The sequence below is a fragment of the Paenibacillus sp. FSL R5-0341 genome (assembly GCF_037975235.1).
Taxonomy (GTDB): Bacteria; Bacillota; Bacilli; order Paenibacillales; family Paenibacillaceae; genus Paenibacillus; species Paenibacillus amylolyticus_A.
Map to the genome: position 1 here is coordinate 5755863 of NZ_CP150241.1, position 25034 is coordinate 5780896.

The window sequence follows — 25034 nt, forward strand, 5'->3', positions numbered from 1 at the left end:
TTTTAATATATTTAATGATTCTGAGTTCTAGGATGCTTGGACTTCATTATACCATCAACAATTCGCGGATATCCTGTTCGGATAAGGTCGTCGATCCCCCGTCTCCCGGTTCAATCACTTCGGCAATTAAGTCCTTCTTCCGCTGCTGGAGTTCCAAAATCTTTTCCTCGATCGTACCCTCGGTAACCAGACGGATAACTTGCACCACTTGTTTCTGTCCCATACGATGGGCACGGCCAATGGCTTGTTCTTCCACCGCAGGATTCCACCATAGATCATATAATATAACGGTATCTGCACCCGTTAAGTTTAGCCCTGTTCCCCCAGCCTTCAGTGAAATCAGGAACAATTCAGCTTCGCCCTCATTAAATCTGCGGCACATCTCGACGCGGCTCTGTGCAGGTGTCTGACCATCGAGGTAGAACAGGTTTCTCCCCTGTGCTGCGAGTGTCTGACGAATCAGGTTCAACATGCTCGCGAATTGGGAGAAGATAAGAATACGTTTGCCTGCCGCCAAACAATCCTCGACCGTTTCGAGCAACTGTTCCATTTTCCCGGAATCGCCTTGGTACCCTTCGACAAAGAGGGCCGGATGACAACACAACTGACGCAAACGTGTGATGCCTGCCAGAATTTTGATACGATTCTTCTGGAAACCATTATCCTCCATATCCTTCGATGCTTCATCCTGAAGCTCAGAGAGGTACGCGGCGTACAGTTTCTTCTGTTCAACCGTAAGCTCTGAACGCTGTACCGTTTCAATGCGATCCGGCAATTCTTCCAGCACATCCTTCTTCAGGCGGCGCAGAATAAACGGACGCACCATCCGTGAAATCCGTTCTGGAGGAAGATCGCGGAATCTTCTGTAACTTGGAAACAACCCAGGGAACACAGCTTCAAAAATGGACCATAATTCATCCAACGAGTTCTCCACAGGCGTACCTGTGAGTGCAAAACGGCGCGGGGCCTGAATTTGTTTCACTGCCTGCGCGGTCTGGGAAGAAGCATTTTTAATCGCCTGAGCTTCATCCAGAATGAGCGTATGGAATGTTCGGCCCAGGTACGTGTCTAGATCCCGGCGTAACAAAGGATACGACGTAACAATCACATCTGCCTCATCCATACCTGACAGCATACTAGCTCGCTCTTCTTTCTGGCCTGCTGCGATCAGCACTTTCAGATGCGGAGCGAACCGCGTAAACTCATTAGCCCAGTTGTAGGTCAACGAAGCAGGCGCCACGACAAGTACCGGAGGATGAATGACCCTCGTTCGAATTGTCAATCCACCCTGCTGCACCGTGGACCATAAGCCCTCTGTATTCTCTGAAGCCAACTTATCCAATGGGATTCCAGTTTCGGGATCGATGTCGGAAGTCGCCAACGTTTCACCACCCCGTAATGATCCGCTCTCCCGGTATTTATCACCGCCCGTATGGTCCATATTGTACTCAGGCTTCTCCTGAAGCACCGCTGTAATATAGGCGATGCTTTGCAATGTTTTTCCAAGTCCCATATCATCCGCGAGAATGCCGCCAAAACGATAATAAGCGAGGGTACGCAGCCACTGGTATCCACTGTTCTGATAATCACGTAGGATAGGAGTGAGAGCTTCCGGTAACGCAAAATCCAGCCGCTCGGGATCTCGCAGATCATCGAGGAAACGTTTCAGGGAGCCTCCCCACTTCACATTTCCGGAAACTTCATCCCTGCCCGGCAATTGTAACGCCCGAACAGCTGGCAGCCGGATATGGCTGCTCTTAATGTCACCTGCTCCAAGTCCGAGTGAATCGGCCATATGAGCGAAGCTGTCTGCACCTTCATTTTCAAGCGAGAGAAAGACACCGCTCTTGAGACGGAAATATGGTTTCTTTTCCACAATGCGACGCATGAGTTCCTGAAGCTCCTGCTCGTCGACACCTTCCATCTCGAATGAAATCTCCAGCCAGTCCAATCCTTTTCCTAAGTCTGCCCGGACTTTCAGCGGTGTGGGATAGGATTGCACCATGGCCTTCACGGCGTTAGGCATATAGATGTCTACCTGTTTTTCAAGCTCAGGCAAGAGATGATACATGACATCATAGATGGCATCTTCACGTTCGCTCGCCCAGACACTACCATCCCTTTCGAGAAAGGATCGATCAAGCCGTTCAATCAGATTTCGCTCTTTGTATCGGTCACGCACCAAAATAACCTTTTTCTCTTCTTCTTCTATCAAGTACTCTGCCAGCGGATTAATAACCATGACCTCATAGTCGAATTCCAGACGCGCTGTGATCCGTTCACGATAGAAGTCGATGTACAGCTTTGGTGAAAGTTCTGGTTCCGCGATCTGTTCACGCACCCGCGAATCAATGGACAAATGCCCAAGCGTACGCAGTTCTGGCACGACATGCTGTACGAATTCATCCACCTGCTGAGTCGAAATATCGATGCTTTCCTTGATTCCATACGACGTGAGCGCCCCACTCAAGTCCTCCAGACTTTGCATCTGCATCGGTTCTAACATATGCAACTGTCCTTCCACTACGGCAGCATCATAGGCAGGAAGAAGAATCAGCTCACGCAGTCCGGAAATTTCAAGCTGATATCCTTCATTCGCTCCCTGGGCGATCCGGTAAAATAAAGGAAGTACCCCCTCACCCAGTGTGAGTGGTCCATTGGCAAATCCTGTACCCTCCATCCGACTGTCGGCCTGTAGCAGCAATTCCAGCAATGGCTTCCATACGAGCGGAGCAATCAGTATATCCCGTCCGTCCGAAGCTCCAAGATAACCGGAGATGGATTGGCGATAGGCCTCCTCACTCTGTCTCATTCGAATAAGCATCGAGAGAATCGCCTGATCCTGCGGAGTGAAAACATGCATCAGTGGATCATAGTGGAACAACTTGGTAAATGACATCGGCTCGCCCTTCTCAATACAGTTCAGGAATTGCTTCACTTTCTGCACGACATACAGTCGTTTGTTACCCACTTTCAATTCAAGAGCGAGTTTCCCGCCACCCTTGTGAACTTGTATCAGCTTGAGTATAAACTGAATCTGCAACTCTTCCCGCAAGGAGGATCGGCTGACAGGAGCGGTGTATTTACGGTCATTTCCGTGCAGGGTTCTCCGATCCTTGGCAAACATAGACAGAATCTGATCCGCCGTACGGTAAGAAGGTTTATCTGCTGATCGGCCCCAACCCGAAGCTGAGCTTGGACGACCTGCCTGGGCAAAGTGAACCGGAGGAGGCTCTGGAGCATTATTCAGTTGTTCTCGTTGTGAAAAAGACTGAGGGCGCTCCCACATGCTCTCTTCGACCAGCGTCCCTACCCTGGACTTGGAACCTGAGCTGGAACCAGGTCCTTGCCCTGTAGAAGGCGGAGAGGTCTTCCCCGAAGCAATCGTGGCATTACGCTCCTGCTGCTCACCCCATTCGTGAATAGCCAACAGGACAGCGGCCACATGTTTGCAATAGTCATAATGCCTGCCATCACCCGGACAGCTGCAGCCTGCCACAATCTCACCCGATCCATCTACATCCACCGTCACCTGATAACGCTCCGATCCACGTACCTGTGCCTCGTAATGGAGCTGATCTTCACTGACCACCAGATTGGTCACCCTGCCAGATTGGTTATAATCTTCTCCACGCTTGAATGCCGTGACCCCGCACAGCAATTTGATATCCATGATTGTGAATGGCGCCACGCTTCTTCGCCTCCTGTGTCATGATGTGAAAAAACCCCAAGAGCTCCTTAAAGCAGAGTTTGGGGTTGCTTCATGCTTGCTTGTAAATGTTGATGTAACACACAATCCGTTTATTTCACCAATTGACCACGTGTAACGCCCAGTTGGTTCGTTGCTTTTAGTGTTTTCCACACTTGTGTACCACTGATCTCACCGCGCAATGCACGGTTGTACAGATCAATTACTTCGCGCACCTGCTCCGGTGTCTCTTCCAGGAATTCCACACGGTAACGGGATACACCCAGATCCATAAAGTTAGTCAGATACTCGGCACCTGACTGTTCCACGGCATTGTATACCGTATTGCGGCAACCTTCATCCACACGTACCGGGTGAGACATGCCGATCCGGTCTTGCAGGGATGCACGCTGTTCCTCACAAGGACGTCCACAGTTCGTAAAGTCCGTTCCTTCACTCATGAACGTACAATATACACAGTGTTCGGTGTGGAACATCGGCAGATGCTGATGGATAACCACTTCGGTCTGACTTGTACGGGAGTGGCCCAGCAAATCAACCATTTGTTGAATGTTCAGGTCATAGGATGGGGTAATCCAGTCACATCCTGCTTCTAGGAACAATTCTACTGCTTTGTGATTGGCGATGTTCAATGAGAAGTCACCGATAAGTTCCGGGTGCTTCGCATCCGGGTTTTCCATCCGGTGGCGCAGGTAGAAGTACAGTGCGCCTGTATTACGTACCAATACCGCATCCGGCTTCAGACGCAGGATGTTGTTATGATATCCGTTCTCCCCAGGCATGTGAATACGCGGTGTTGCCAGCGCGATCTTGCGACCAGCGGCATGCACAGCTTCCACGGCTGCCGGGAACTGCTTGATAAACTCGAAGTCGGCATAGATCATGCCGATTCCTGCTTCAATCGCTGCCTCCACTTGTGGCAGGCTACGACAGAGCGCGGTTAACTCCGCTTGACCGCGAGCGACTGGCGATGCCGGTTTAACCGAATCGCCGTACACATCTACCGCTCGTTTCACGTAGACGGGCGGTTTAGGACGCTCGCCCGCGAGTTGTTCTACCGCCTGACGGCGAATGTTATTCAACTCGCGCATTGGGATGATAACGTCACCGTGCAAGTTGACGTCCATTCCTTCCAACTGGAACACCGTGCCTCCCAGACGTCCGAACTGCTCCTCGAGCAATTCATGCGTCATTGGACGCTTCTGTGCAATGTCCAGTTCCATCTCGGAATCAATACGGACGGTCGTGCCCTTCTGTACGTCTGTCCACCACGTGCTAAGCGGCTGCCCTGGGCTGCCGATAACTTTTACTTTCACTGGGAATACGCGGTACGGCTTCTCAGTCTCGAAGCTTTGACGCAGACGTTTATCTAGCGCCGGGTCATTCGTTTTCCACACTTTGTCGCCAACTTTCACGCGACGCAGATCCACGTCACTGCGGCCTGGCACAACGTCAACGATCCAGCCCTCTTCGGCTTCGCCTTCGAGTTTTACGCCTTTGCGACGCACATCGTATACACGTCCGCCCTCTTCCTTCTGAGTCGGGTCTCCAGCGTCGAATACAATCCCGTCTCCACGTTTCACGGGTGCATCCAGCTTAAGAACCACACCATCGCGCAATACTTGATCTACACGACCAAGATAGACACCACGGCTTTTCGGGAATGTTCCATCCACCAGTTCTTTGTTGTTTGTACCGCTCAGGAAACCATGCGTAAATCCACGGGAGAAGCTCTGCTGCAATTCGCGAACTTCTTCCTTGCTTGGCGGTGTGTTATCTCCATCAAAATAACGGTCAATCGCTTTACGATATTTGCTTACTACGTTTGCTACGTATTCAGGCGTTTTGAGACGTCCTTCAATTTTGAAAGAAGTTACTCCTGCTTCGATCAGTTCCGGCATCAGATCAATCGCTGCCAGGTCCTTCGGAGACAACAGATAGGCTACATCACCCATCGGCTTGTGCACTCCATCCACCATCAGGTCGTATGGAAGACGACAAGCTTGTGCGCACTCCCCACGGTTGGCAGAACGTCCTCCCCACATTTCAGAAGTCAGACACTGCCCAGAGTAGGATACACACAGCGCACCATGAACAAATACTTCCATTGGAAGCTTCGCCTGCTCACCGATCTTCTGGATCTGCTTCAGGTTGTTCTCTCGTCCCAGAACGACACGTTCCATATCAAACGGCTTCGTAAACTCAACCGCTTCTGGTGACGTAATCGTCATCTGTGTTGAACCATGAATCGGGAAATCCGGAGAAATCTCGCGGATCATCTTCACCAGACCCAAGTCCTGAACAATTACAGCGTCCACACCTGCATCGACACATGCATCAATCAGCTCTTTGGCATCCGTCAATTCATTTTCAAAAATCAATATATTAAAGGTCAAAAAACCTTTTACGCCATAACTGTGCAAAAACGCCATAATCTCCGGCAGCTCGTCCATACGGAAATTGTTCGCCCGTGCCCGTGCATTAAACTTTTCGACTCCGAAGAAAATTGCATCTGCGCCATTGGCTACCGCCGAACGCATACAATCCCAGTCACCAGCGGGTGCCAGAAGTTCAACGTCTTCTCTTCGTATTGTTGCTGTTTTCATGTAGATCCTCCCCATAACCAGCTATCCGCCGGATTTCATCCCTATATCCTTAAATGCCTGAAGTCACCAAGCCTAAACCTGTACCTAATGCGGTACACCTGCATTGTCACTGTATTGCTATATCTATACATTATGTCTGTATTGCCTGAACTCCAAGCTTACAGTCATCCATATTCATCAGATCAGCAGTCATAACTCCTGAACTAGTATAGTGTACCACTTCTGCACCGACTCTTCTACGCTTTCCTGAAAAAACCGTTTACCATTTTCATTTCCAGCACGACAAAAAAACCGAAAGGTCCTTTGACCCTCCGGCTCCACTATAGTTATTTAATAAAAGTAAATGAGTTCACTGCTTTTTCCAAAGCGGCTGCCTGGACTTCTGTCTTATTGGCATCATTCAGACCACTTGTGATCGTATAGGTTGTTCCGTCCTTTTCAAACACGATCTGGCGACCCGCATATGGCACTCCCTTGTCCAACTCATGATACGTAAAGGAAAATGCAGGCACACCCGCAAACGTCAGCTCCTCACTGCCAAGCAACTTGAAGTTCTTACGGGTTTTGGTGGCTTCGGCATAAGCTTCTCTCAGTTGACTTACCGTCATTTCGATCGACTTATCTTCGCTCGCCGCAATGGAGAATTCTCCGCCCGTGAAGGTGTACACCACAGGTGAATATTCGAATCGATCACTGTATGGCGTCCAGTACCGCGGAATATCCACACTGTAATGATAACGTTTGGACGTACGTGTAAGTGTCTTCGTTTTATCTGTCAAATAAGGATCTTCATCCAGCTGACCGAAATTATCGGCAACCGTGTCAAAATCAATCTCCACGCTCTTCATAATCCGTTCAAACCATGCCCTATCCGCAACCTGCTCCTCAGGGAACGTATACTCTGCATAATATCGATACCCATTCTTCTGCAAAAGAACATCGAACTCGGTCTGCCAACCCCCGCCAAAGTTATAACGGAATTCATTCACCTCGGCAGTCTCTCCCGAGATATCCATCGTATATGAGCCAATCGGCTCGTAACTCTCTGGTGTAAATGTCTCGCGCATCCACTTATCCAGTTGGCCGCTCCAATCTTTTACTGTTGTACCTGCCTTCGCCGAAGTAACACGCCATTGCAGATACGCTCCATCCTTGGCCTCGTAGATCATCTGATTGTTGTCGATCGACCAGCCGGCAGGAATCTTCAATTCAATACCATAGTCATCGTTCCACGCGGAGCGCATGCCATTATCTACGGTGGACAGATCCTTGATCGTTCGATCCGACTCTGCATAGGTTGGCTGGAATGAATTGAGCAGCGCCGCACGTTTGCCCAGATCTTTATAATTCAGGGCTTCGTAATCCGCGAGGTACACATCATATTGACGGCCTTCACTCAGATACTGGCGCATCTCCCACAACATGCCGTCTACATCTTTCACAATAATCCGTGCATAAGGCGTCTTGCCTTTCGACACCGCTTCACGATCTAGCACCGTATCTCCCGATTGCTTGGCCTCCTGAACGAGTTGCTGCAACAAATCATCCGAATCCAGCGCCACATCCTGGTCACTGACATACACTTCAAGATAATAACTGTTGTCCGCAGCGCCGAAAGTCATCATGCGCTCCTGCTCACCAGTCTGGAAGACCATGAGATCTGCCGGATAATTAATGGACCACCCGTAAAAGCTGTTACCGATTCTGGTTTTGCCTTCGTCCAGATGGGTGCCGTCCTCATCGTCCACCGAATCATCGGTTTGCAACAGACGAATCACCATTTCTCCCGAACTGTTTGGAGCAAGCGTCGCTCCGATACCCGCAGCAACCGCACGAAGTGGGACCATGAGTACGTGATTCACCATCTTGGGAGCGGCACCCATCTCATGTTTCACACCATCCACCCAAGCAATCGTACTGCCAATCGTTAGAGTGACCGTGTGCGGACCTTCCTTGATTTTGACGACATCATTTTTCTCCAATCGGATTTCACTGCCAAATGCTTTCTTGAATACACCCACAGGCACCATCGTTACACCCTTGACCTTGTATGGTTTGGCTATGGCCTGCTTATCGCCGTTAATGTAGGCGCTCGTGCTACCTGCTTTGACCCGTAGTTCACTCGTCGTCAGATCAGATGCCCATACAGGCAGTGCCGCACCAATGGTCAGCATCCCGGTTAATACACCTGTGCTCAGCACACGTATCCATGACTTTTTCATTCCGTTCTTTCGTCCTCTCTCCATCCGGGTTGATTGCCGGGCTATATTATTCTTCATCTGCAAGGAACGCTTCATCTTCCTCGTCCTGGATGTCCGCACGATCAGCAAGCACTAACGTACGGGTGACGATATCGCCATCCGTTTGCATCAAGAGCTTTACCTTTTGCCCTGGCAGATATTTTTTGAGCAACTCATTGATATCCACGACAGAGGACACACGTGTACCTGCCACACTATAGATGACATCGCCCTCTTTGATTTTGGCCTTCTTCGCTTCAGAAGACAGTACGCCCGTAATCGTTAATGGATCATCTGTAGGCAAGCCCACAATCGCAGACCAGCTTTCTTCCAGCTGTAGCCCCAGACTCGCACGTTTTATTTTGCCATATTTAAAAAACTGATCGATGATATATTGAACGGTATCCACTGGAATCGAAAATCCCAAGCTTTCTACGCCGACCGCAGAGAATTTCATGGAATTGATACCGACCACTTCACCCTTCAGGTTGACCAGCGGTCCTCCGCTATTTCCTGGGTTGATGGCCGTGTCAGTCTGAATCAACCGATAGGTCGCCTCAACACCACGATTCAAGCCGCTAATTACCCCTACCGTTGCCGAGTTGCGCAAAGAAAAGGAAATTGGCGTACCTAGGGCAATCACCGTTTCTCCAACAGAGGTTTGTGAAGCTTTGGCGAAGCTCGCCGGTTTAAGTGATTTGGCATTGATTTTGATTAGCGCCAGATCACTTAGTGCATCACTGTATGTTTTCGTAATTTTGTATGTATTGCCATCCGTCGTTACGACCACCGGATTCACTAATCCATCAACCACGTGAGCATTCGTCACGATCCATCCGTTGGAACGAATAATGACCCCTGTACCATGTGCAAGATTATAACGGTCGTCTGATGTTGCACCGTCCTGCACTTCAGTAGATTTCCCAATAATGCCTACGACCGAAGGAGAAACTTTTTCAATCACTTTAGGAATGGCTTCATTTCCCTTGTACGTGTATGTTCCGGATTTGGCATCATATTGTCCGCTTCCACCAAATGCCTTGACTAGATCCTTCGTGTTTACATAGACTTGACCGTCTACCACTTTGGCTTGCATTGCCTTTTTGGATTCAGCCGCACCAGCCGTTGCCGCCACACTAATTGAGAGTACAGCAGCCATCAGTATGGCTATCCCCTTTTTACCCAACACGCTCATATTCTCACCTGACCCTCTCTATACATCCTTCTTGCGCGACTCGACATCGGATTCATCGCTGAATCTATTCTCTATTTCTCTCATCTGCAATTCCGGTATCCTTCAATGTATCATACAGAATCTGGATATACAATTGTTTTAAGTCCCGATTTTAGTAGAGAAGATAGAATCCTTTTCAATCCTTCAATATAAATGAAAAAAACACCCTCCATGTCTATCTGGAAAGTGTCCGTCTGTAACTCTATTGTCTTAAATTCCATCCACTTCAGTAGCATTCCTACTGAGCAAACCAACCGGTTATCATCGCATAGTCTGTCATCAGAAATACCAATAGGCTGACTATTGCAAACCCGATCGCAAACAGATTCTTCTTTGGTGCCCGAAGCAGGCGAACGACTCCAATGAAAATCAGGATCGTAAATAAGATGACAAAAATATCAAATGCATTAAAATTCGATGTACTCGCCGTGGCAGCTTCTGCAAACAGCATGGATAGACAGACCTCCTCACCATAGTTGAACAGCTAACGCATACCCTAATATCTTCCTCTATGTTATCTGTACCCTGCTTGTAATGCAAGCCCTATCATCCATAAAAATGAAAAAAATCCAATTTGGCCGAATATTCCTGCAATGCTTGTCTCTATACATATGTAAACACTTTCACGAAAACATTATAAGTCTGAGGAAGGCTCTACATATCCCACAAAATAAAACCCTTCTTGTCGGAAGCAGAACACATCAGATCCTAATCCAATGTCTCACACTTCTCGAAAAGAAGGGCCTATTCACTATCGTTAATTGTTCAATAATCTCTGACTACAAGGAGTTAGTCCACCAATTGCAGCGCCTTACTCCGCTCGGTATCCCGCTCCAGAACTGGCTTCAAGTACTTGCCCGTATAGGAAGCTTCCACTTTAATGATATCCTCAGGTGTTCCAGTTGCAACAATGGTTCCTCCACCGCTACCGCCTTCTGGACCCAGATCGACAACATAGTCTGCCGTTTTGATCACATCCAGGTTATGCTCGATCACTAGTACCGATTCCCCAGAATCAACCAGACGGTGCAATACGTTAAGCAAACGGTCGATATCATCGACATGCAAACCGGTTGTCGGCTCATCGAGGATGTAGATGGTTTTCCCTGTACTGCGGCGATACAGCTCGGAAGCAAGTTTCACCCGCTGGGCTTCACCACCAGACAATGTAGTTGCAGGCTGTCCCAGATTAATATAACCCAGACCCACGTCCATCAGTGTCTGCATTTTGCGATGGATCTTCGGGATGTTCTCGAAGAATTGGGTTGCATCTTCAACCGTCATTTCCAGCACATCGGAAATGTTTCTGTTTTTATATTTCACTTCAAGCGTTTCCCGGTTGTATCGTTTGCCTTTGCAGACTTCACAAGGGACATAGACGTCCGGCAAGAAGTGCATCTCGATCTTGATAATGCCGTCTCCACGGCAGGCTTCACAACGTCCACCTTTAATATTGAAGCTGAACCGGCCTTTCTTATATCCACGTACTTTGGCTTCGTTCGTCTGAGCAAACAGATCACGGATATCATCAAAGACACCTGTGTACGTAGCCGGGTTGGAACGAGGTGTCCGCCCGATTGGCGATTGGTCAATATCGATAACTTTATCGATATGTTCCAGACCACGAATCTCTTTATGCTGACCCGGACGTACACGAGCACGGTTCAGATCACGTGCCAGCGTTTTGTACAGGATCTCATTGATCAATGTAGATTTACCTGAACCGGACACACCTGTTACCGCAGTAAACACACCCACTGGAATTTTCACATTCAGATTCTTCAGGTTATTTTCTTTGGCTCCGCGCACTTCCAACCAACGGTCTCCTACACTTCTACGTTCTGTACGAATAGGAATGAATTTGCGCCCACTCAGATATTGACCGGTTAAGGAGTTCTCATCATTCATGATCTCTTCCGGTGTACCCTGTGACATGATGGTACCACCGTGGATACCTGCACCAGGGCCAATATCAATGATATAGTCGGCAGCCATCATCGTATCCTCATCATGTTCAACCACAATCAACGTGTTACCAATATCCCGCATATGCGCAAGCGTTGAAATCAGACGGTCATTATCCCGTTGATGCAAACCAATACTTGGCTCATCGAGAATGTAGAGTACACCCATCAGGCTGGAACCAATCTGTGTAGCAAGTCTAATCCGCTGCGCTTCTCCACCGGACAATGTTCCGGCAGCACGACTCAGTGTAAGGTAATCCAGACCTACGTTCACCAGAAAGCCCAGACGGCTGTTGATCTCTTTCAAAATCAGTTTGGCAATCGTCTGCTCTTTCTCCGTCAATTCCAATGTATCAAAGAATCGGCCAGCTTCACCAATGGACAAACTAGTCACATACGCCATGTTGTGATCATTAATCGTAACCGCGAGACTTTCCCGTTTCAGACGCTGACCTTTACACGTACCACAAGGCTTCGCACTCATGTAACCTTCAATGAATTCGCGGATACCTTCAGATGCCGTATCACGGTAACGACGCTCTAAGTTATTCACGATACCTTCAAAGGTAACCAGTGCTTCCTTCCGTTGTCCAAAATCATTCTCATAGCGGAAACGGATTTTCTCCGTACCTGTACCCTGCAACAACTTGTTCATCTGCTCAGCTGGCAGATCTTCGACAGGTACATTTTGCGGGATGTTGAAGTGCTCACATACTGACTTGAGGAACTGCGGATAATAGGTCGATGTTCCACCAGTCCAAGCATCGAAAGCACCGTCTTCAATCGTCTTGCTGCGATCCGGTACGAGCAGGTCAGGGTCAACGATCATTTTGACACCCAATCCATCACAATCCGGGCAAGCCCCGAAAGGACTGTTAAATGAGAACATCCGTGGTGCAAGCTCTTCAATACTGAATCCGCACACCGGGCAGGCAAAGTTGGAACTGAAGCGCAGCTCTTCTTCACCCATAATGTCCACAAGTAGTTGTCCACCGGACAAATTAAGTGCTGTTTCAATAGAGTCGGCCAGACGCGCCTGTACATCATCCTTAACGACGATCCGGTCAACAACGACTTCAATTGTATGCTTCTTGTTTTTCTCCAATTGAATATCTTCTGAAAGGTCACGCAGTTCCCCGTTCACCCGTACACGGACGAAGCCCTGCTTGGACACATCGGCAAATACACTTTTATGCTCGCCCTTACGGCCCGAGATAATGGGTGCCAAAATCTGCAACCGGGTACGCTCTGGATATTGCATAATGCGGTCAACCATTTGTTCTACGGTCTGGGAACTGATCTCCACACCATGGTCTGGACAATGTGGATGACCTACACGTGCAAATAACAGACGCAGATAATCATAAATTTCGGTCACGGTTCCTACTGTGGAACGTGGGTTACGGCTTGTTGTTTTCTGATCTATTGAAATGGCAGGGGACAATCCTTCGATGGAATCAACGTCCGGTTTCTCCATCTGTCCCAGAAACTGCCGTGCATAGGCTGACAATGATTCTACATAACGTCGCTGTCCTTCAGCATAGATCGTGTCAAAAGCCAGCGAGGACTTGCCTGATCCACTCAGGCCGGTCAATACAACAAAGCGATCACGCGGGATGGTAATATCGATATTCTTCAGGTTATGCGCTCGTGCGCCTTTAATGACAATGTTATCGCTCGCCAATAGTATTCATCCTCTCAGTGTGTTAATCCAAACCTTACCTTTCGATCCCTCCCAAACCCTCCCTTCCAAGGGAGGGCCCCAGAGGGCGCAGCCCTCTGGACACCCGAAACAAGCGGTGCAACGGTGAGGGGTCGGGTCTTGCTATGTGAAGGGTGGTCGTGTGCCCGCGGCTCCGTATAAGGTTCCGGCTCATTGCCGGAACCTTATACGGCCGCTCTGCTGCGAGGTGACGCTCTCGGCTTCGCCTTGGTCGCGACAGGTCGCCATTGCCTTCGGCTCGGCTCCAAGGTCAACACCGGAACGCTCTCAGCTTCGCCTTGGTCGCGACAGGTCGCCATTGCCTTCGGCTCGGCTCCAAGGTCAACACCGGAACGCTCTCGGCTTCTCCTTGGTCGCGACAAGTCGCCATTGCCTTCGGCTCGGCTCCAAGGTCAACACCGGGGCGCTCTCGGCTTCGCCTTGATCGTGCCAGGTCGCCATTGCCTTCGGCTCGGCTCCAAAGTTCAACACCAGGACGCTCTCGGCTTCTCCTTGGTCGCGACAGGTCGCCATTGCCTTCGGCTCGGCTCCAAAGTTCAACACCGAGGCGCTCTCGACTCTCAGGGGGGACACGACTCCCAAATGCTTTCCTATAAACCTTTTAACCAATTTCAACTTTTCTATCAGTATAGACCTGATTTCAAGATTTCAACATCTCTTATTATCGGTAGATATAGATGATTTCCTTACTCAACAAGAGAACGGCCAATTGGCCGTTCTCTTGTTACAGTTCTCTCATTTATGGAGCATATGAATGAGCAATATCTTATTCAGCGCGAAGTTCCAGCAACGCATCGCGAAGCTCGGCAGCACGCTCAAACTGCAGGTTTTTGGCTGCATCTTTCATCTCTACCTCCAGACGCTGGATAAGCGCCTGGCGATCTTTCTTCGACATCTTCTCGGCAGCACCTGTGAGATAATCTTTTTTGGATTCAGCAACTTTGGTTGCTTCAATCACATCACGCACTTTTTTGCGAATCGTCTGTGGTGTAATGCCATGTTTCTCGTTGTACTCGATCTGAATCGCACGACGACGTTCGGTTTCCTTAATCGCCTTGTCCATCGAATCGGTCACTTTGTCACCGTACAGAATAACGCGCCCCTCGCTGTTCCGCGCGGCACGACCAATCGTTTGGATCAGTGAGCGTTCGGAACGCAGGAATCCTTCTTTGTCGGCATCCAATATCGCTACCAGGGATACTTCCGGCAGATCCAGACCTTCCCGGAGCAAGTTAATCCCGATTAGAACATGGAAAACGCCCAGCCTTAGATCACGTAAAATCGCCATCCGTTCCAACGTTTTGATCTCGGAGTGCAGGTAGCGTACCTTGATTCCAATCTCCTTGAGATAATCCGTCAGGTCCTCGGACATTTTCTTCGTTAATGTTGTAATCAACACACGTTCGTCTTTGGCAATCCGATCGTTAATCTCACCGATCAAGTCATCAATCTGTCCCTTCGTTGGACGCAGTTCGATAATTGGATCAAGTAGTCCGGTTGGACGAATAATCTGTTGCACCATCGTATCCGTATGCTCAATCTCATAAGGACCTGGTGTGGCAGATACATAGATAATCTGATCCATCTTGCCTTCGAACTCGTCGAATTTGAGTGGACGATTATCCAGCGCTGACGGCAGACGGAAACCATGATCAACCAGCACCGTCTTCCGCGCTTGGTCACCATTGTACATCGCACGGATCTGTGGCAGCGTCACATGGGACTCATCGACCACGATCAACATGTCATCCGGGAAGTAATCCATCAGTGTATATGGCGTATCGCCACGTTCTCGGAAAGTCAGCGGACCCGAATAGTTCTCAATCCCTGAACAGAATCCGACTTCCTTCATCATCTCGATATCGTACCGTGTACGCTGCTCCAGTCGCTGAGCCTCCAGCAATTTCCCCTGTTCACGCAACACTTCAAGACGCTCTTCCAGTTCACGCTCAATGTTCACCAATGCAACCTTCATCGTCTCTTCTTGCGTTACAAAGTGAGACGCCGGGAAGATGGCAATATGTTCACGTTCACCAATCAGTTCTCCGGTTAACACGTCAATCTCCGTAATCTTCTCAATCTCATCACCGAACAATTCAACCCGAATCGCATGTTCGCCCTTAGAGGCAGGGAAAATCTCAACTACATCCCCACGGACACGGAATGTTCCCCTCACAAAGTTAATATCGTTCCGTTGATACTGAATCTCTACCAGTCGGGACAAAATCTGATTGCGCGGTTTCTCCATACCTACCCGGAGTGACAGCAACATGCTGGAATATGAGTGAGGTGAACCCAGACCATAAATACAGGACACACTCGCTACAATGATGACATCCCTGCGCTCAAACAATGAACTTGTCGCTGCATGCCGCAGTTTGTCGATCTCTTCATTAATACTTGAATCCTTCTCGATATACGTATCGGAGGAAGGGATATATGCTTCTGGCTGAAAGTAATCGTAATAACTGACGAAATACTCAACCATGTTATTAGGGAAAAAATCTTTGAACTCACTTGCAAGCTGCGCTGCCAACGTCTTATTGTGCGCAATAATAAGCGTCGGACGTTGCAGCTGGGCAATGGTCTGGGCAATCGTAAATGTCTTACCGGTACCCGTTGCACCCAGCAGTGTCTGATACCTTTTCCCCTCCTGAACACCCTTCACCAGTTCTTTAATGGCTGCAGGCTGATCACCTTGGGGAGAAAACTCTGACTCGATCTCGAACGTTTTGTCGCTCATTATAATATCGCTCATTGCCGTATCTCACCCTATCGTCTAAAATAATAGTCACTATATATTGTCGAAGTTCCCCGAATTTTCATATGGGAAAACTTATAGTAATAGGAATATTTGTTCCCGTTTAATTATACCTCGTTCGTTTTAGTGATGCAAACGTGAAATGAAGATAGGAGTGGGTTAATTTATGGATATTGCGACACTTATCGGTATTATTGCCGGAATTGCCGCAGTCATTAGCGGTTTTTTGTGGGAAGGCGGTCAATTGTCCGGTCTCCTGCAAAAAACGGCTGCTTTAATTGTATTCGGTGGAACGATTGCTGCTGTGGTTGCCAGTTTCCCAGCGCATCGCCTTCGTACAATTCCAGCTGCCTTGCGTATGGCTTTTGGACGCAACAATAATGAATCAGGCTTGTGGGTTGAAGAGCTGGTCGAGATGTCTTCAATCGCGCGCCGCTCAGGTGTACTTGCATTGGAACGCAAGGTTATGGATCATCCGCATCCATTTTTGCAAGATGGTATTCAGATGGTTGTCGATGGTACGGATCAGGATGTGGTTCGCCAGATCCTGGAGATGGAAATTGACTCCATTGAACTAAAACATGAGGGATATGCCAAAATATTTGAATCCGCTGGTGGTTATGCCCCAACCATGGGCATCATCGGAACTGTGATGGGACTTATTCAGGTCCTTGGCAGTTTGACCGATCCCACAGGACTCGGACCTGCCATTGCTGTTGCCTTTACCGCAACCCTGTATGGGGTCGCCAGTGCCAATCTTATCTTTTTGCCCATTGCCTCCAAGATCAAATCCAGAGGTGCAGACGAAGTGCAGACCATGGAAATGCTTCTCGAAGGTGTACTTGCCATTCAGAACGGTGAGAATCCCCAGCTTGTACGCAAAAGACTGGAGTCCTTCACCCTCACGCATCGTCAGCACGTACGTCCCCTAGCAAAGGAGGGATTGGATGAGTCGGCGCAGTAAACGGCGCGGAAAACGTGAAACTGTCGATCATCGGGATCGCTGGATGATTACTTATGCCGATCTCATCACCCTGCTTTTAATATTTTTTGTCATCATGTACGCCATGAGCAATCTGGATTCCGGTAAATATGATGTCGTTACTCAATCCTTACAAAATACATTCAACGCGTCCGACTCTGTACTTGAGCTTGGTGAAGGACTCGGTGAGAAACCCGGACAGACGATTACAGAGACCCCACCATCCGAGGTTCAGGGTGAAGGAACGCCTTCCGATTCCGGGACTGCTACGCCAGAAGATGACGACAAGCCTCTCACAGAGCGTGAAGAGCAATTCAGATCACAGGAACAGGAACTGCAAAATCTGTTCAATGTGATTACCCAATATATCGAGGATAATAAACTGGAAAATCAAATTTTTGTTGCGGACAAGCCACAGGGCCTCTCCATTACCCTAAGTGACCGTTTCCTTTTTGACCAGGGACAGGCCGCTCTAAAGGATGGGGCAGCACCAACGCTCAGTAAGCTTGCCAGCCTGTTCCGTGATCTGAACACCGTTGTCAGCATTGAGGGTCACACCGATAATGTTCCTGTGGGGGCAAACTCCGCCTATACCGATAACTGGCAGCTTTCGGGAGAACGCGCACTATCTGTATTGCGATTCTTTCTGGATACAGAGAAGCTCAACCCTGACGGCTTCCAATACGCCGGTTATGCGGATACTCGCCCAACGGGTGACAACACTACAGCGGCTGGCAGACAAAAGAACCGTCGAGTGGAAATTACTGTCTTGCGTCAGCTCCAACCTTAATCTTCAACATTTCCATAATGCATCATTACATTCTTCATTCTAAACATAAAGAGCACGCTCTGGCTGAATTATATTCAGGCAGAACGTGCTTTTTTTTGTAACCTATATCGTGTGAAGTCAGATCCCAAATCTCATATTCAAGTTATGAAGTTATGCATCCACACCTGGCTGACTGGGGCGCAGAATCGCAGAACCAACCGTCAACAAAATGGCAGCCATGCCGAACAATATTAATAGTGGCATTGTAATATCCGATAACGTACCGCCGGCGGAGATCGTTTCGACTGCCTGAATCGTCCACTTCTGTGGAACAAAGTTGGCGAGCTTCTGCATATAGTCAGGCATCAACGAGATCGGCCAGAAACAACCGCCTATCATGCAGGTTGGCATAATGACAAGTGAATTCAACATGTTGGCATTTTTGGGATTACGGATTAATCCTGCAACAGTGCTCGCAATCCCCATGGAGACCAGCATGAATGCCGCCAAGATCATGAAATGAATTCCAAAAGGGATACCCGCATCATAATGCAGCAACCACCTGCTGACTCCCAAAACCAGAACAATCTGAATCATACCAATGACAAAGCTGCCCAGAAAATTGCCAAGCGCAATCTCATATGCACGAACGGGCGCCGTATATACTCTGGCCATCGTGCGTTTCCTGCGATCTTCCATAATCACAGCAACTGCGCTGGTCAGCAGGCCCATCATAAACATGATTGTAAATCCAGTCACATTGCTCAGGCCTGGCTTGGGATAGATCTGCAGATTCGTGACTTCACCAGCAACCTGATGCTTTCCTGTTTCCTGCAATAGCTGTTCAACCGGCTTTTGTATCTTCTCCACTATGTCATTCTCACTTGAGACACGACCCGCAGCCAACGTAACAGCTGAAGCAGATTGTTGCAATCCGTTCGTCAAACCTTCAACTGCTGCTCGTAGTGTATAGGAATCTTCACTTATACGCATTTCCACCAGTTTAATTTCGGTGGCCTTACCCTGAAGCAGTTCCTCCGTATAACGTGCCGGAATGATGATGCCAGAACTTCCTTTTTGCTGAGCAATAGCTTCCTTCACTTCTGCTTCATTGTTCATTGGCTTAAGCAGATACTCTTCTTTGCCAGCAAGCTCGTTAATCATCCATGTCCCTGCTACCCCTGTATCCTCGTTGACATAGGGAATGACCGTCCGTGTACTCTGCTCACTCCCAAAAAGGGCAACTGCTCCTGTAACCACCAGGCAAGGCAGAAGCAGAAACGTAATGAAGCCCATTTTACGACCAAGTGTACGTCTGATCATCAACCAGGCGATGTGTAGACTATTCATATCGGTATCCTGCCTTTCTATAGATCAATCCAGAGATAGCCAGTAATACAGCGCATACCACGCCTAACATTAGAATGCTGTACATAATCTCTCCTACAGGTGCATCCAGCATCATTCTCAGAAAACTCTGGAGCGCCCAGTGGTTAACCGTAAATCCGCTAATCCGTTGTACGAAATCAATCGGAATGGGCATGAATCCACCGCTGATGAATGTCATGATAACGATGATACCTTGTATGGATGCACTAGCCGAAGCTGTGCTTTTGCATACCAATGCCACGATCACGCCAAGAGTCATGGATGCCAATGTGATGAACACACAAGTCAGCACGATATACCAAGGATGTGTTCCCCAATCCACACCGTAGAGCCAATATGTCATAAGGATAATCGTCGTTGCTTGTAAGAAAGCGAGCAGACTATTTCCTGCAATTTTGCCAGCGAAAATAACTCCATTACCTATAGGCGCAGCCTGAAGGCGGATTAACGTTTTGTTATCACGCTCTCCAAAAAGGCTGGTGCTGGTTGTCATGCCTGAGTACAACATGAACATTGCCAGCATGGATGCTGCATAGTATTGGGAGGCACTATACGCCGTACCTGTCTTACCGGGATTAATGACAGCAATGGAGGTGGGGTTCACATCACCAGACTCCGAAAAAGCTGCCATGGCAGCAATCACTTCCGGACCGAGCACTTTGGTCATCGCCATCTGTCGGTTCAATTCATCCGTAAAACGTGTGAACAAAGTTTCACCCAACGTATTAAGTGTGTTGTCCTTTCCTCGAATCCACTGTAACCGGGCCTCTTTCCCCATCATCATGTTCTGCTCAAAATCCGAAGGGATCATTACGGCAAAGTCCAGCTTGCCGGTACGCAGCGAATGGACAGCCTCTTCTTCTGTCGTAAAGTTCTGTACCTTAACCATCTCAGCTACCGCTGGGGAATTCACAAATGTATCCAGCGCTTGATTAAGCGTACCTAATCCTACGCCTGATTCAGTACTCAAATGGATGATTCCCACACGTACAGTATCCGGAATAACATCATCCGCCGTACCCATCGTACTGGAAAGGGCCGTGCCCAATATGAAAATCAATAATAATGGCAGAATGAACAGGTTCAACACTACAGATCGAATCTTAAGAATACGTCTCAATTCAAAAATGCAAATATGCCATATATTCATCTCTCGCTCCCCCTAATCCCGAAGCGTACGCCCGGTCAGATTGAGGAACAACGTTTCCAGATCCGGCTCTTCCACCTTGAGCGACTGAATGGATATTTCATGTTTGCTGCAAATGAAGAGCAGATCCTGGAGATCCTGCTGTGCCGAAGGCAGCGTAATGGTCAGTGTATTCTCTGAAACGTCTACCATCCGCACGCGAGGGTGAAGTTTCAGTTCTTCCACAACGTCGGGACCGATACCGGAAGTGGAGAGCACTACTTTTTCCTCCGATGCTACCCGTTCTCTCAGCTCTGCTTCAGTCCCACAGGCAATGATTCGTCCCTGATCCATAATTGCAACCCGGTGACTAATCGCAGCAACTTCCTCCATGTAATGACTTGTATATATGATCGTTGAACCCATCTTATTGAGTGTGCGTACCGATTCAAGGATATGATTCCGAGATTGTGGATCAATACCAACTGTGGGTTCATCCATAATAATGAGATCCGGGCGATGTGTAATCGCACATGCGATGTTTAACCTGCGTTTCATACCGCCGGAGAAGGTTGCGGGAGCATCCTTTGCTTTATCCTGTAACCCTACAAATTCAAGGGATTCCTGTACCCTCTCCTTAAGCAATTTTCCACGCAGTCCATACAGTCGGGCAAAAAAAGTCACATTCTCCGCAGCCGTCATCGTTTCGTATAAAGCCAGATCCTGCGGAACCAGTCCGATCTTACGCTTCACTTCAAGCGGTCGCTCCTTGACCGATATCCCATCTAATCTGATTTCACCCTGATCCATATTCAGGAGCCCTGCAATCATACTGATGGTGGTACTTTTCCCTGCTCCATTGGGACCGAGTAATCCAAAAATTTCGCCTTTGCCAACACTAAGGTTCAAGTGATCCACTGACAGCCTGCTACCGTATCGTTTTACGACATGATCCACTTCAAGTATGCCCATCCCTTTTACGCCCCTTTTCCGTTTCGGCCTTCGCCGCTGAATTTCATAATTGTATTGTAACGGATCGTAATCTGTAGCGAAGGTACGAAAAGTCATGAATCGAAGGTGACTTAAGTCATCTCCTGATTCGAATGCTGCTTATGGTATAATCAAGGGCGCATTACCGAGAGTTTTTCTACTCCACTTTTTATATAAAGGATGTCACAACCATATGCCGATGCGGTTTCTGCAATACGGATTAATTATCGTTCCAGCAGTGCTGTACCTGTTGATGCTACCCTTGGAAAACGAAGCCGTCTACACCCTGTATATCATCATCGCGCTTGGGCTCTCCGTGTGGAAAGATTTCACCCGTTCAAGTGCACAGCAGTGGCTGTTGCTTCTGGCCGAAATACTCTGGAGCTGTTGGCTGATTGCTTCGTATGGACCATTCATGTTATTCCCTTCTCTATCCGTGCTTTACGTGTATATGTACAGACTGGAGGGAAGTCGGCGGTGGCTGATGTTTGGAAGTCAGCTTGTGGTAAGCAATATTGCATTGCATTGGTATTATTCTGACCCACATACATTGCAGCCAGGGTTAACTACACTGTATACAAACGCCACTGCTCTATTCTCCGCAAAGACAACCGCGATGGTTCTTGGCAACCTGTTTCTGCTCATCACAGCGGCTCTGTCCTGGCAGGGATCAAGAACGGCGAGCAGCCGCGGACAACTGGAACAAGTCTATGACGAGCTTCGCAGCAAACATTACGAGCTACAAGAAGCGCGTGCGCAACTTCTGTTATTTACAAAGCAACTTGAAGGAGCGGCTCAGGCAGAGGAACGTACCCGTATTTCAAGACAGCTTCATGACGATATCGGCCATCGACTGATTCGCACCAAAATGATGTCGGAAGCCGCCCTGCTGACCCTCCCCCGAGATCAGGAAAAGGGAACAGAAATGGTGAGACAGATTCGTGATCAATTGGCCACCAGTATGGATGATATGCGCAGCACACTGCACAAACTGCAGCCGGATTCCTATGTATCCAATGCCTACGCACTGGATCGCCTCCTTGAGGAAGTGGGCAGAGATACTGGTGTGAAGACACATTATGAAGTTCATGGCCCATCCCATGTGCTGTATCCCAGCATACAAATCGTTTTGTACAAAAATGTAAAAGAAGCCGTAACGAATGCACTGCGACATGGAAATGCCTCTTCAATCTCAGTGGAGTTGGTATTCGGGGATCAGAAAGTATGTATGAGCGTAAGTAATGATGGCAATATCAATCCTCATTCGACTAAGGGAAATGGCATAGGACAGGAAGGCATGCGTCTTCGTACACAAATGGTAGGAGGGACTCTTGAGATTCAATCGGCTTATCCGTATACGGTGATTACACGCATTCCAATAACGAACAAAGTTGATATACTCTGAAAAAGGAAGTGAATGTTCTCATGTCCGAAAGGAATGATATGAACCAAAAGAGTGATGCAGTCCCCCCTCCACTTATTCAACTGATTCTCGTGGACGATGATTACTTCATTCGTGAGAGCCTTAAAGTGTTGCTAGGACTTGACTCTGGCATTACTGTTACAGGCACAGCCTCAAACGGGCATGAAGCGCTGGGATTGCTTGAAGCAGGAACACATGCAGATGTGGTGTTGATGGATATTCGGATGCCCGAATGTGACGGAGTCGAAGGCACACAACTTATCAAGGTACGTTTTCCTGAAATCCAGGTACTCATGCTGACTACGTTTGACGATGACGAGTATATTATTCAGGCATTACAGAATGGGGCAAGCGGTTATTTGCTCAAAAACGTCCCGCCTGAGCGAATCATTCAAGGCATCAAGACCGTACATAACGGCGATATGTTAATTCATCCAGATATTGCTCGCAAGCTAACAGGACTTCTTCGTCCTACTACGACTTCCCTGACACAGAATCCAATCGAAGCCTATGGACTGACACGTATGGAGCTGGCGGTTGCCGAGGCCATATCGGAGGGTCTATCCAATAAAGAAATTGCCGCCAAACTGTTCCTCAGTGAGGGCACGGTCAAAAACTACGTCACGGATATTCTCGGCAAGTTGAGCTTACGTGATCGGACTCAAATCGCCATCTTTATGTTAAAAAAATAACAAAAAAGGTAGTTCCCCTGCCTGCGACGGCGCTCGGAAATACCTTTTTCATTACTTAATTTATGCAACATATTCAATCCCATATGCTTAGTTACATCTCTATGGACCCTTTGTCACTAACCACAGGGGCAGGCGGTAACGCCAGTGGAGCTTCGTCCCTGTGTGGTTTTTTCAGGCGGGCAAACAATTTGAGGTTAACAATATGGAACAAAGTCAGTGGACGTAAACGAATCGCCCATACCTCATGATTATCTGGTGCCATAATAATCCCAAGCTGATGATGCTCCCCTTCATAGATCGCTCGTTGCATGAACTTGCTTTCTCCCTGGTGATTACGCACCTCAAGCTTGCAAAAAGCCGGGTTCATCCGCAGAGCGCGATGCAACTCTTCCGGTGAATGAACCAACTTACCATTCACCTTATACAACGTCTCTCCTGCTTCAATCCCCAAATCTGCAGCAGGACTCTCCGGAATAACAGCCAATACCTTCAACCCATGCTGCGGATGAACAAATACCGGACTGCGATTTTGCTCTTCAAATGCGCTGTACCATACCAGAAGTTCATGTCCAATAAATGCAATCAATGCAGCAACCACCATAAGTGGAGACCACCATGCAGCAAGCAAACTGAACACGAGCAAGGTTGTCCCATAGATCATCAAACGCTTGGATGTAATCTGCACCTTCTGTCCCGGAAGCATACTCTGCGTGATCTCACCAAATCCGAGCATGATGGGCAATGCAACCAGCATATAACTATGTCCTGCATTCATAAGTGGATTCCATGCCAGCTCCGCGCCACCTCCTGTGACGGGAACAAGAATCAGTAGGGGAATGGCCCAGAACTGTTGTAGTTGATATCCACCCACCAGTTTCCCACGTTTTCCCTCGAAGAGAAGCGGTGATGCCATCGATACTCCCTGCATACGTACCAACAGGGCTTCACCCATATGTAGGAGGGCCGCTAAAACAAGCAGTGCAGGCATATCCAGAGTACGTATCGTCTCCGTGATACTGCCCATCCAACCGGATGGTTGCCAGCCTGAAGCCAGATTCAAACCAAATTGCACCACACCCAGCAAACCTGCCGCGTAGGCAAAGCACAGATATCGGATACGGAACAAGGATAGAACTAACGTTGCAGCCCATATGCATATGAGACTTCCCAGCGTAAGATGTGCACCGAGAAATAGGGTCACGATTGAGACAATGGTACCGATGAGTATGCCTCCGAGCACCGCACGAATCGTCTGTGTTATCGAGCTTTGCAAACGGACATGAAACAATTTACGCTCCTGTAGTAACTGACGATGATAGATCAGCGCAATCAGGATCACCGCAATATAATAAAACGGCTGAATAAACAACTGTAACAAAGCTTCCCCTAATGTAGTTAACCACGGCCATACCCATTCCATTGTGGT

16 protein-coding genes are annotated in these 25034 nt (G+C 48.4%); 4 read left to right on the plus strand and 12 right to left on the minus strand.

Annotated features, from left to right (window positions below; translation table 11 throughout):
* Positions 1 to 46: 46 nt before the first annotated feature.
* From MKX75_RS26035 to uvrB, 8 genes are all read right to left on the minus strand, one after another.
* Positions 47 to 3691, minus strand: coding sequence for a DEAD/DEAH box helicase (locus MKX75_RS26035; RefSeq protein WP_339167386.1), 3645 nt, complete (start codon positions 3689 to 3691; stop codon positions 47 to 49).
* 110 nt (positions 3692 to 3801) lie between these two features.
* Positions 3802 to 6315: a U32 family peptidase gene (locus tag MKX75_RS26040; protein ID WP_017692029.1), complete on the minus strand. Its 2514-nt coding sequence runs from the start codon at positions 6313 to 6315 to the stop codon at positions 3802 to 3804.
* A 326-nt stretch (positions 6316 to 6641) separates the two neighbouring features.
* Entirely contained in the window at positions 6642 to 8537 is a 1896-nt protein-coding gene (locus MKX75_RS26045) for a stalk domain-containing protein (protein ID WP_339167387.1), read from the minus strand.
* Between the two features lie 46 nt (positions 8538 to 8583).
* Entirely contained in the window at positions 8584 to 9750 is a 1167-nt protein-coding gene (locus MKX75_RS26050) for a trypsin-like peptidase domain-containing protein (RefSeq protein ID WP_339167388.1), read from the minus strand.
* 277 nt (positions 9751 to 10027) lie between these two features.
* Entirely contained in the window at positions 10028 to 10240 is a 213-nt protein-coding gene (locus tag MKX75_RS26055) for a hypothetical protein (protein WP_062837045.1), read from the minus strand.
* 338 nt (positions 10241 to 10578) lie between these two features.
* Positions 10579 to 13437 (minus strand): excinuclease ABC subunit UvrA, encoded by a 2859-nt coding sequence (uvrA, locus tag MKX75_RS26060; RefSeq protein ID WP_062837044.1) that lies wholly within the window; start codon positions 13435 to 13437, stop codon positions 10579 to 10581.
* A gap of 203 nt (positions 13438 to 13640) precedes the next feature.
* On the minus strand, positions 13641 to 13838 hold the full coding sequence (locus MKX75_RS26065; protein WP_139331989.1) for a hypothetical protein: 198 nt from the start codon (positions 13836 to 13838) through the stop codon (positions 13641 to 13643).
* A 404-nt stretch (positions 13839 to 14242) separates the two neighbouring features.
* Positions 14243 to 16234 carry an excinuclease ABC subunit UvrB gene (uvrB, locus tag MKX75_RS26070; RefSeq protein ID WP_062837043.1) on the minus strand — a complete coding sequence of 664 codons (1992 nt, stop codon included), beginning with the start codon at positions 16232 to 16234 and terminating at the stop codon, positions 14243 to 14245.
* A gap of 169 nt (positions 16235 to 16403) precedes the next feature.
* Between uvrB and MKX75_RS26075 the strand changes: the two genes are divergently transcribed.
* Together MKX75_RS26075 and MKX75_RS26080 are read left to right on the plus strand one after the other, a co-directional pair.
* Positions 16404 to 17201 carry a flagellar motor protein gene (locus tag MKX75_RS26075; RefSeq protein ID WP_339167390.1) on the plus strand — a complete coding sequence of 266 codons (798 nt, stop codon included), beginning with the start codon at positions 16404 to 16406 and terminating at the stop codon, positions 17199 to 17201.
* A complete protein-coding gene (locus MKX75_RS26080) occupies positions 17185 to 18009 on the plus strand; it encodes a flagellar motor protein MotB (protein WP_076334024.1) in 825 nt (274 codons plus the stop codon). Before MKX75_RS26075 ends, MKX75_RS26080 begins: the two co-directional genes overlap by 17 nt.
* Positions 18010 to 18159: 150 nt before the next feature.
* On the opposite strand, the gene MKX75_RS26085 is transcribed toward MKX75_RS26080, so the two are convergent.
* Genes MKX75_RS26085 through MKX75_RS26095 form a run of 3 tightly spaced genes read right to left on the minus strand, consistent with a single transcriptional unit; the run spans position 18160 to position 21475 of the window.
* Positions 18160 to 19338, minus strand: a complete 1179-nt coding sequence (locus tag MKX75_RS26085; protein WP_339167393.1) for an ABC transporter permease — start codon at positions 19336 to 19338, stop codon at positions 18160 to 18162.
* Positions 19331 to 20527 (minus strand): ABC transporter permease, encoded by a 1197-nt coding sequence (locus MKX75_RS26090; protein ID WP_339167394.1) that lies wholly within the window; start codon positions 20525 to 20527, stop codon positions 19331 to 19333. Before MKX75_RS26090 ends, MKX75_RS26085 begins: the two co-directional genes overlap by 8 nt.
* A gap of 12 nt (positions 20528 to 20539) precedes the next feature.
* On the minus strand, positions 20540 to 21475 hold the full coding sequence (locus MKX75_RS26095) for an ABC transporter ATP-binding protein (RefSeq protein ID WP_339170599.1): 936 nt from the start codon (positions 21473 to 21475) through the stop codon (positions 20540 to 20542).
* Between the two features lie 211 nt (positions 21476 to 21686).
* Between MKX75_RS26095 and MKX75_RS26100 the strand changes: the two genes are divergently transcribed.
* On the plus strand, positions 21687 to 22898 hold the full coding sequence (locus MKX75_RS26100) for a sensor histidine kinase (protein WP_339167396.1): 1212 nt from the start codon (positions 21687 to 21689) through the stop codon (positions 22896 to 22898).
* Between the two features lie 38 nt (positions 22899 to 22936).
* Entirely contained in the window at positions 22937 to 23608 is a 672-nt protein-coding gene (locus MKX75_RS26105; RefSeq protein WP_076334041.1) for a response regulator transcription factor, read from the plus strand.
* 91 nt (positions 23609 to 23699) lie between these two features.
* Here MKX75_RS26105 and MKX75_RS26110 read toward each other — a convergent pair whose 3' ends face one another.
* Positions 23700 to 25028, minus strand: coding sequence for a PDZ domain-containing protein (locus MKX75_RS26110; protein ID WP_339167399.1), 1329 nt, complete (start codon positions 25026 to 25028; stop codon positions 23700 to 23702).
* Positions 25029 to 25034: the final 6 nt, after the last annotated feature.

What these genes read in the sequence shown, in the direction of transcription:
- MKX75_RS26040 (WP_017692029.1), bottom strand. Translation starts at nt 6,315, where the DNA reads ATGAAAACAGCAACAATACGAAGAGAAGACGTTGAACTTCTGGCACCC.
- MKX75_RS26045 (WP_339167387.1), bottom strand. Translation starts at nt 8,537, where the DNA reads ATGAAAAAGTCATGGATACGTGTGCTGAGCACAGGTGTATTAACCGGG.
- MKX75_RS26050 (WP_339167388.1), bottom strand. Translation starts at nt 9,750, where the DNA reads ATGAGCGTGTTGGGTAAAAAGGGGATAGCCATACTGATGGCTGCTGTA.
- MKX75_RS26055 (WP_062837045.1), bottom strand. Translation starts at nt 10,240, where the DNA reads ATGCTGTTTGCAGAAGCTGCCACGGCGAGTACATCGAATTTTAATGCA.
- uvrB (WP_062837043.1), bottom strand. Translation starts at nt 16,234, where the DNA reads ATGAGCGATATTATAATGAGCGACAAAACGTTCGAGATCGAGTCAGAG.
- MKX75_RS26075 (WP_339167390.1), top strand. Translation starts at nt 16,404, where the DNA reads ATGGATATTGCGACACTTATCGGTATTATTGCCGGAATTGCCGCAGTC.
- MKX75_RS26080 (WP_076334024.1), top strand. Translation starts at nt 17,185, where the DNA reads ATGAGTCGGCGCAGTAAACGGCGCGGAAAACGTGAAACTGTCGATCAT.
- MKX75_RS26085 (WP_339167393.1), bottom strand. Translation starts at nt 19,338, where the DNA reads ATGAATAGTCTACACATCGCCTGGTTGATGATCAGACGTACACTTGGT.
- MKX75_RS26090 (WP_339167394.1), bottom strand. Translation starts at nt 20,527, where the DNA reads ATGAATATATGGCATATTTGCATTTTTGAATTGAGACGTATTCTTAAG.
- MKX75_RS26095 (WP_339170599.1), bottom strand. Translation starts at nt 21,475, where the DNA reads ATGGGCATACTTGAAGTGGATCATGTCGTAAAACGATACGGTAGCAGG.
- MKX75_RS26100 (WP_339167396.1), top strand. Translation starts at nt 21,687, where the DNA reads ATGCCGATGCGGTTTCTGCAATACGGATTAATTATCGTTCCAGCAGTG.
- MKX75_RS26105 (WP_076334041.1), top strand. Translation starts at nt 22,937, where the DNA reads ATGAACCAAAAGAGTGATGCAGTCCCCCCTCCACTTATTCAACTGATT.
- MKX75_RS26110 (WP_339167399.1), bottom strand. Translation starts at nt 25,028, where the DNA reads ATGGAATGGGTATGGCCGTGGTTAACTACATTAGGGGAAGCTTTGTTA.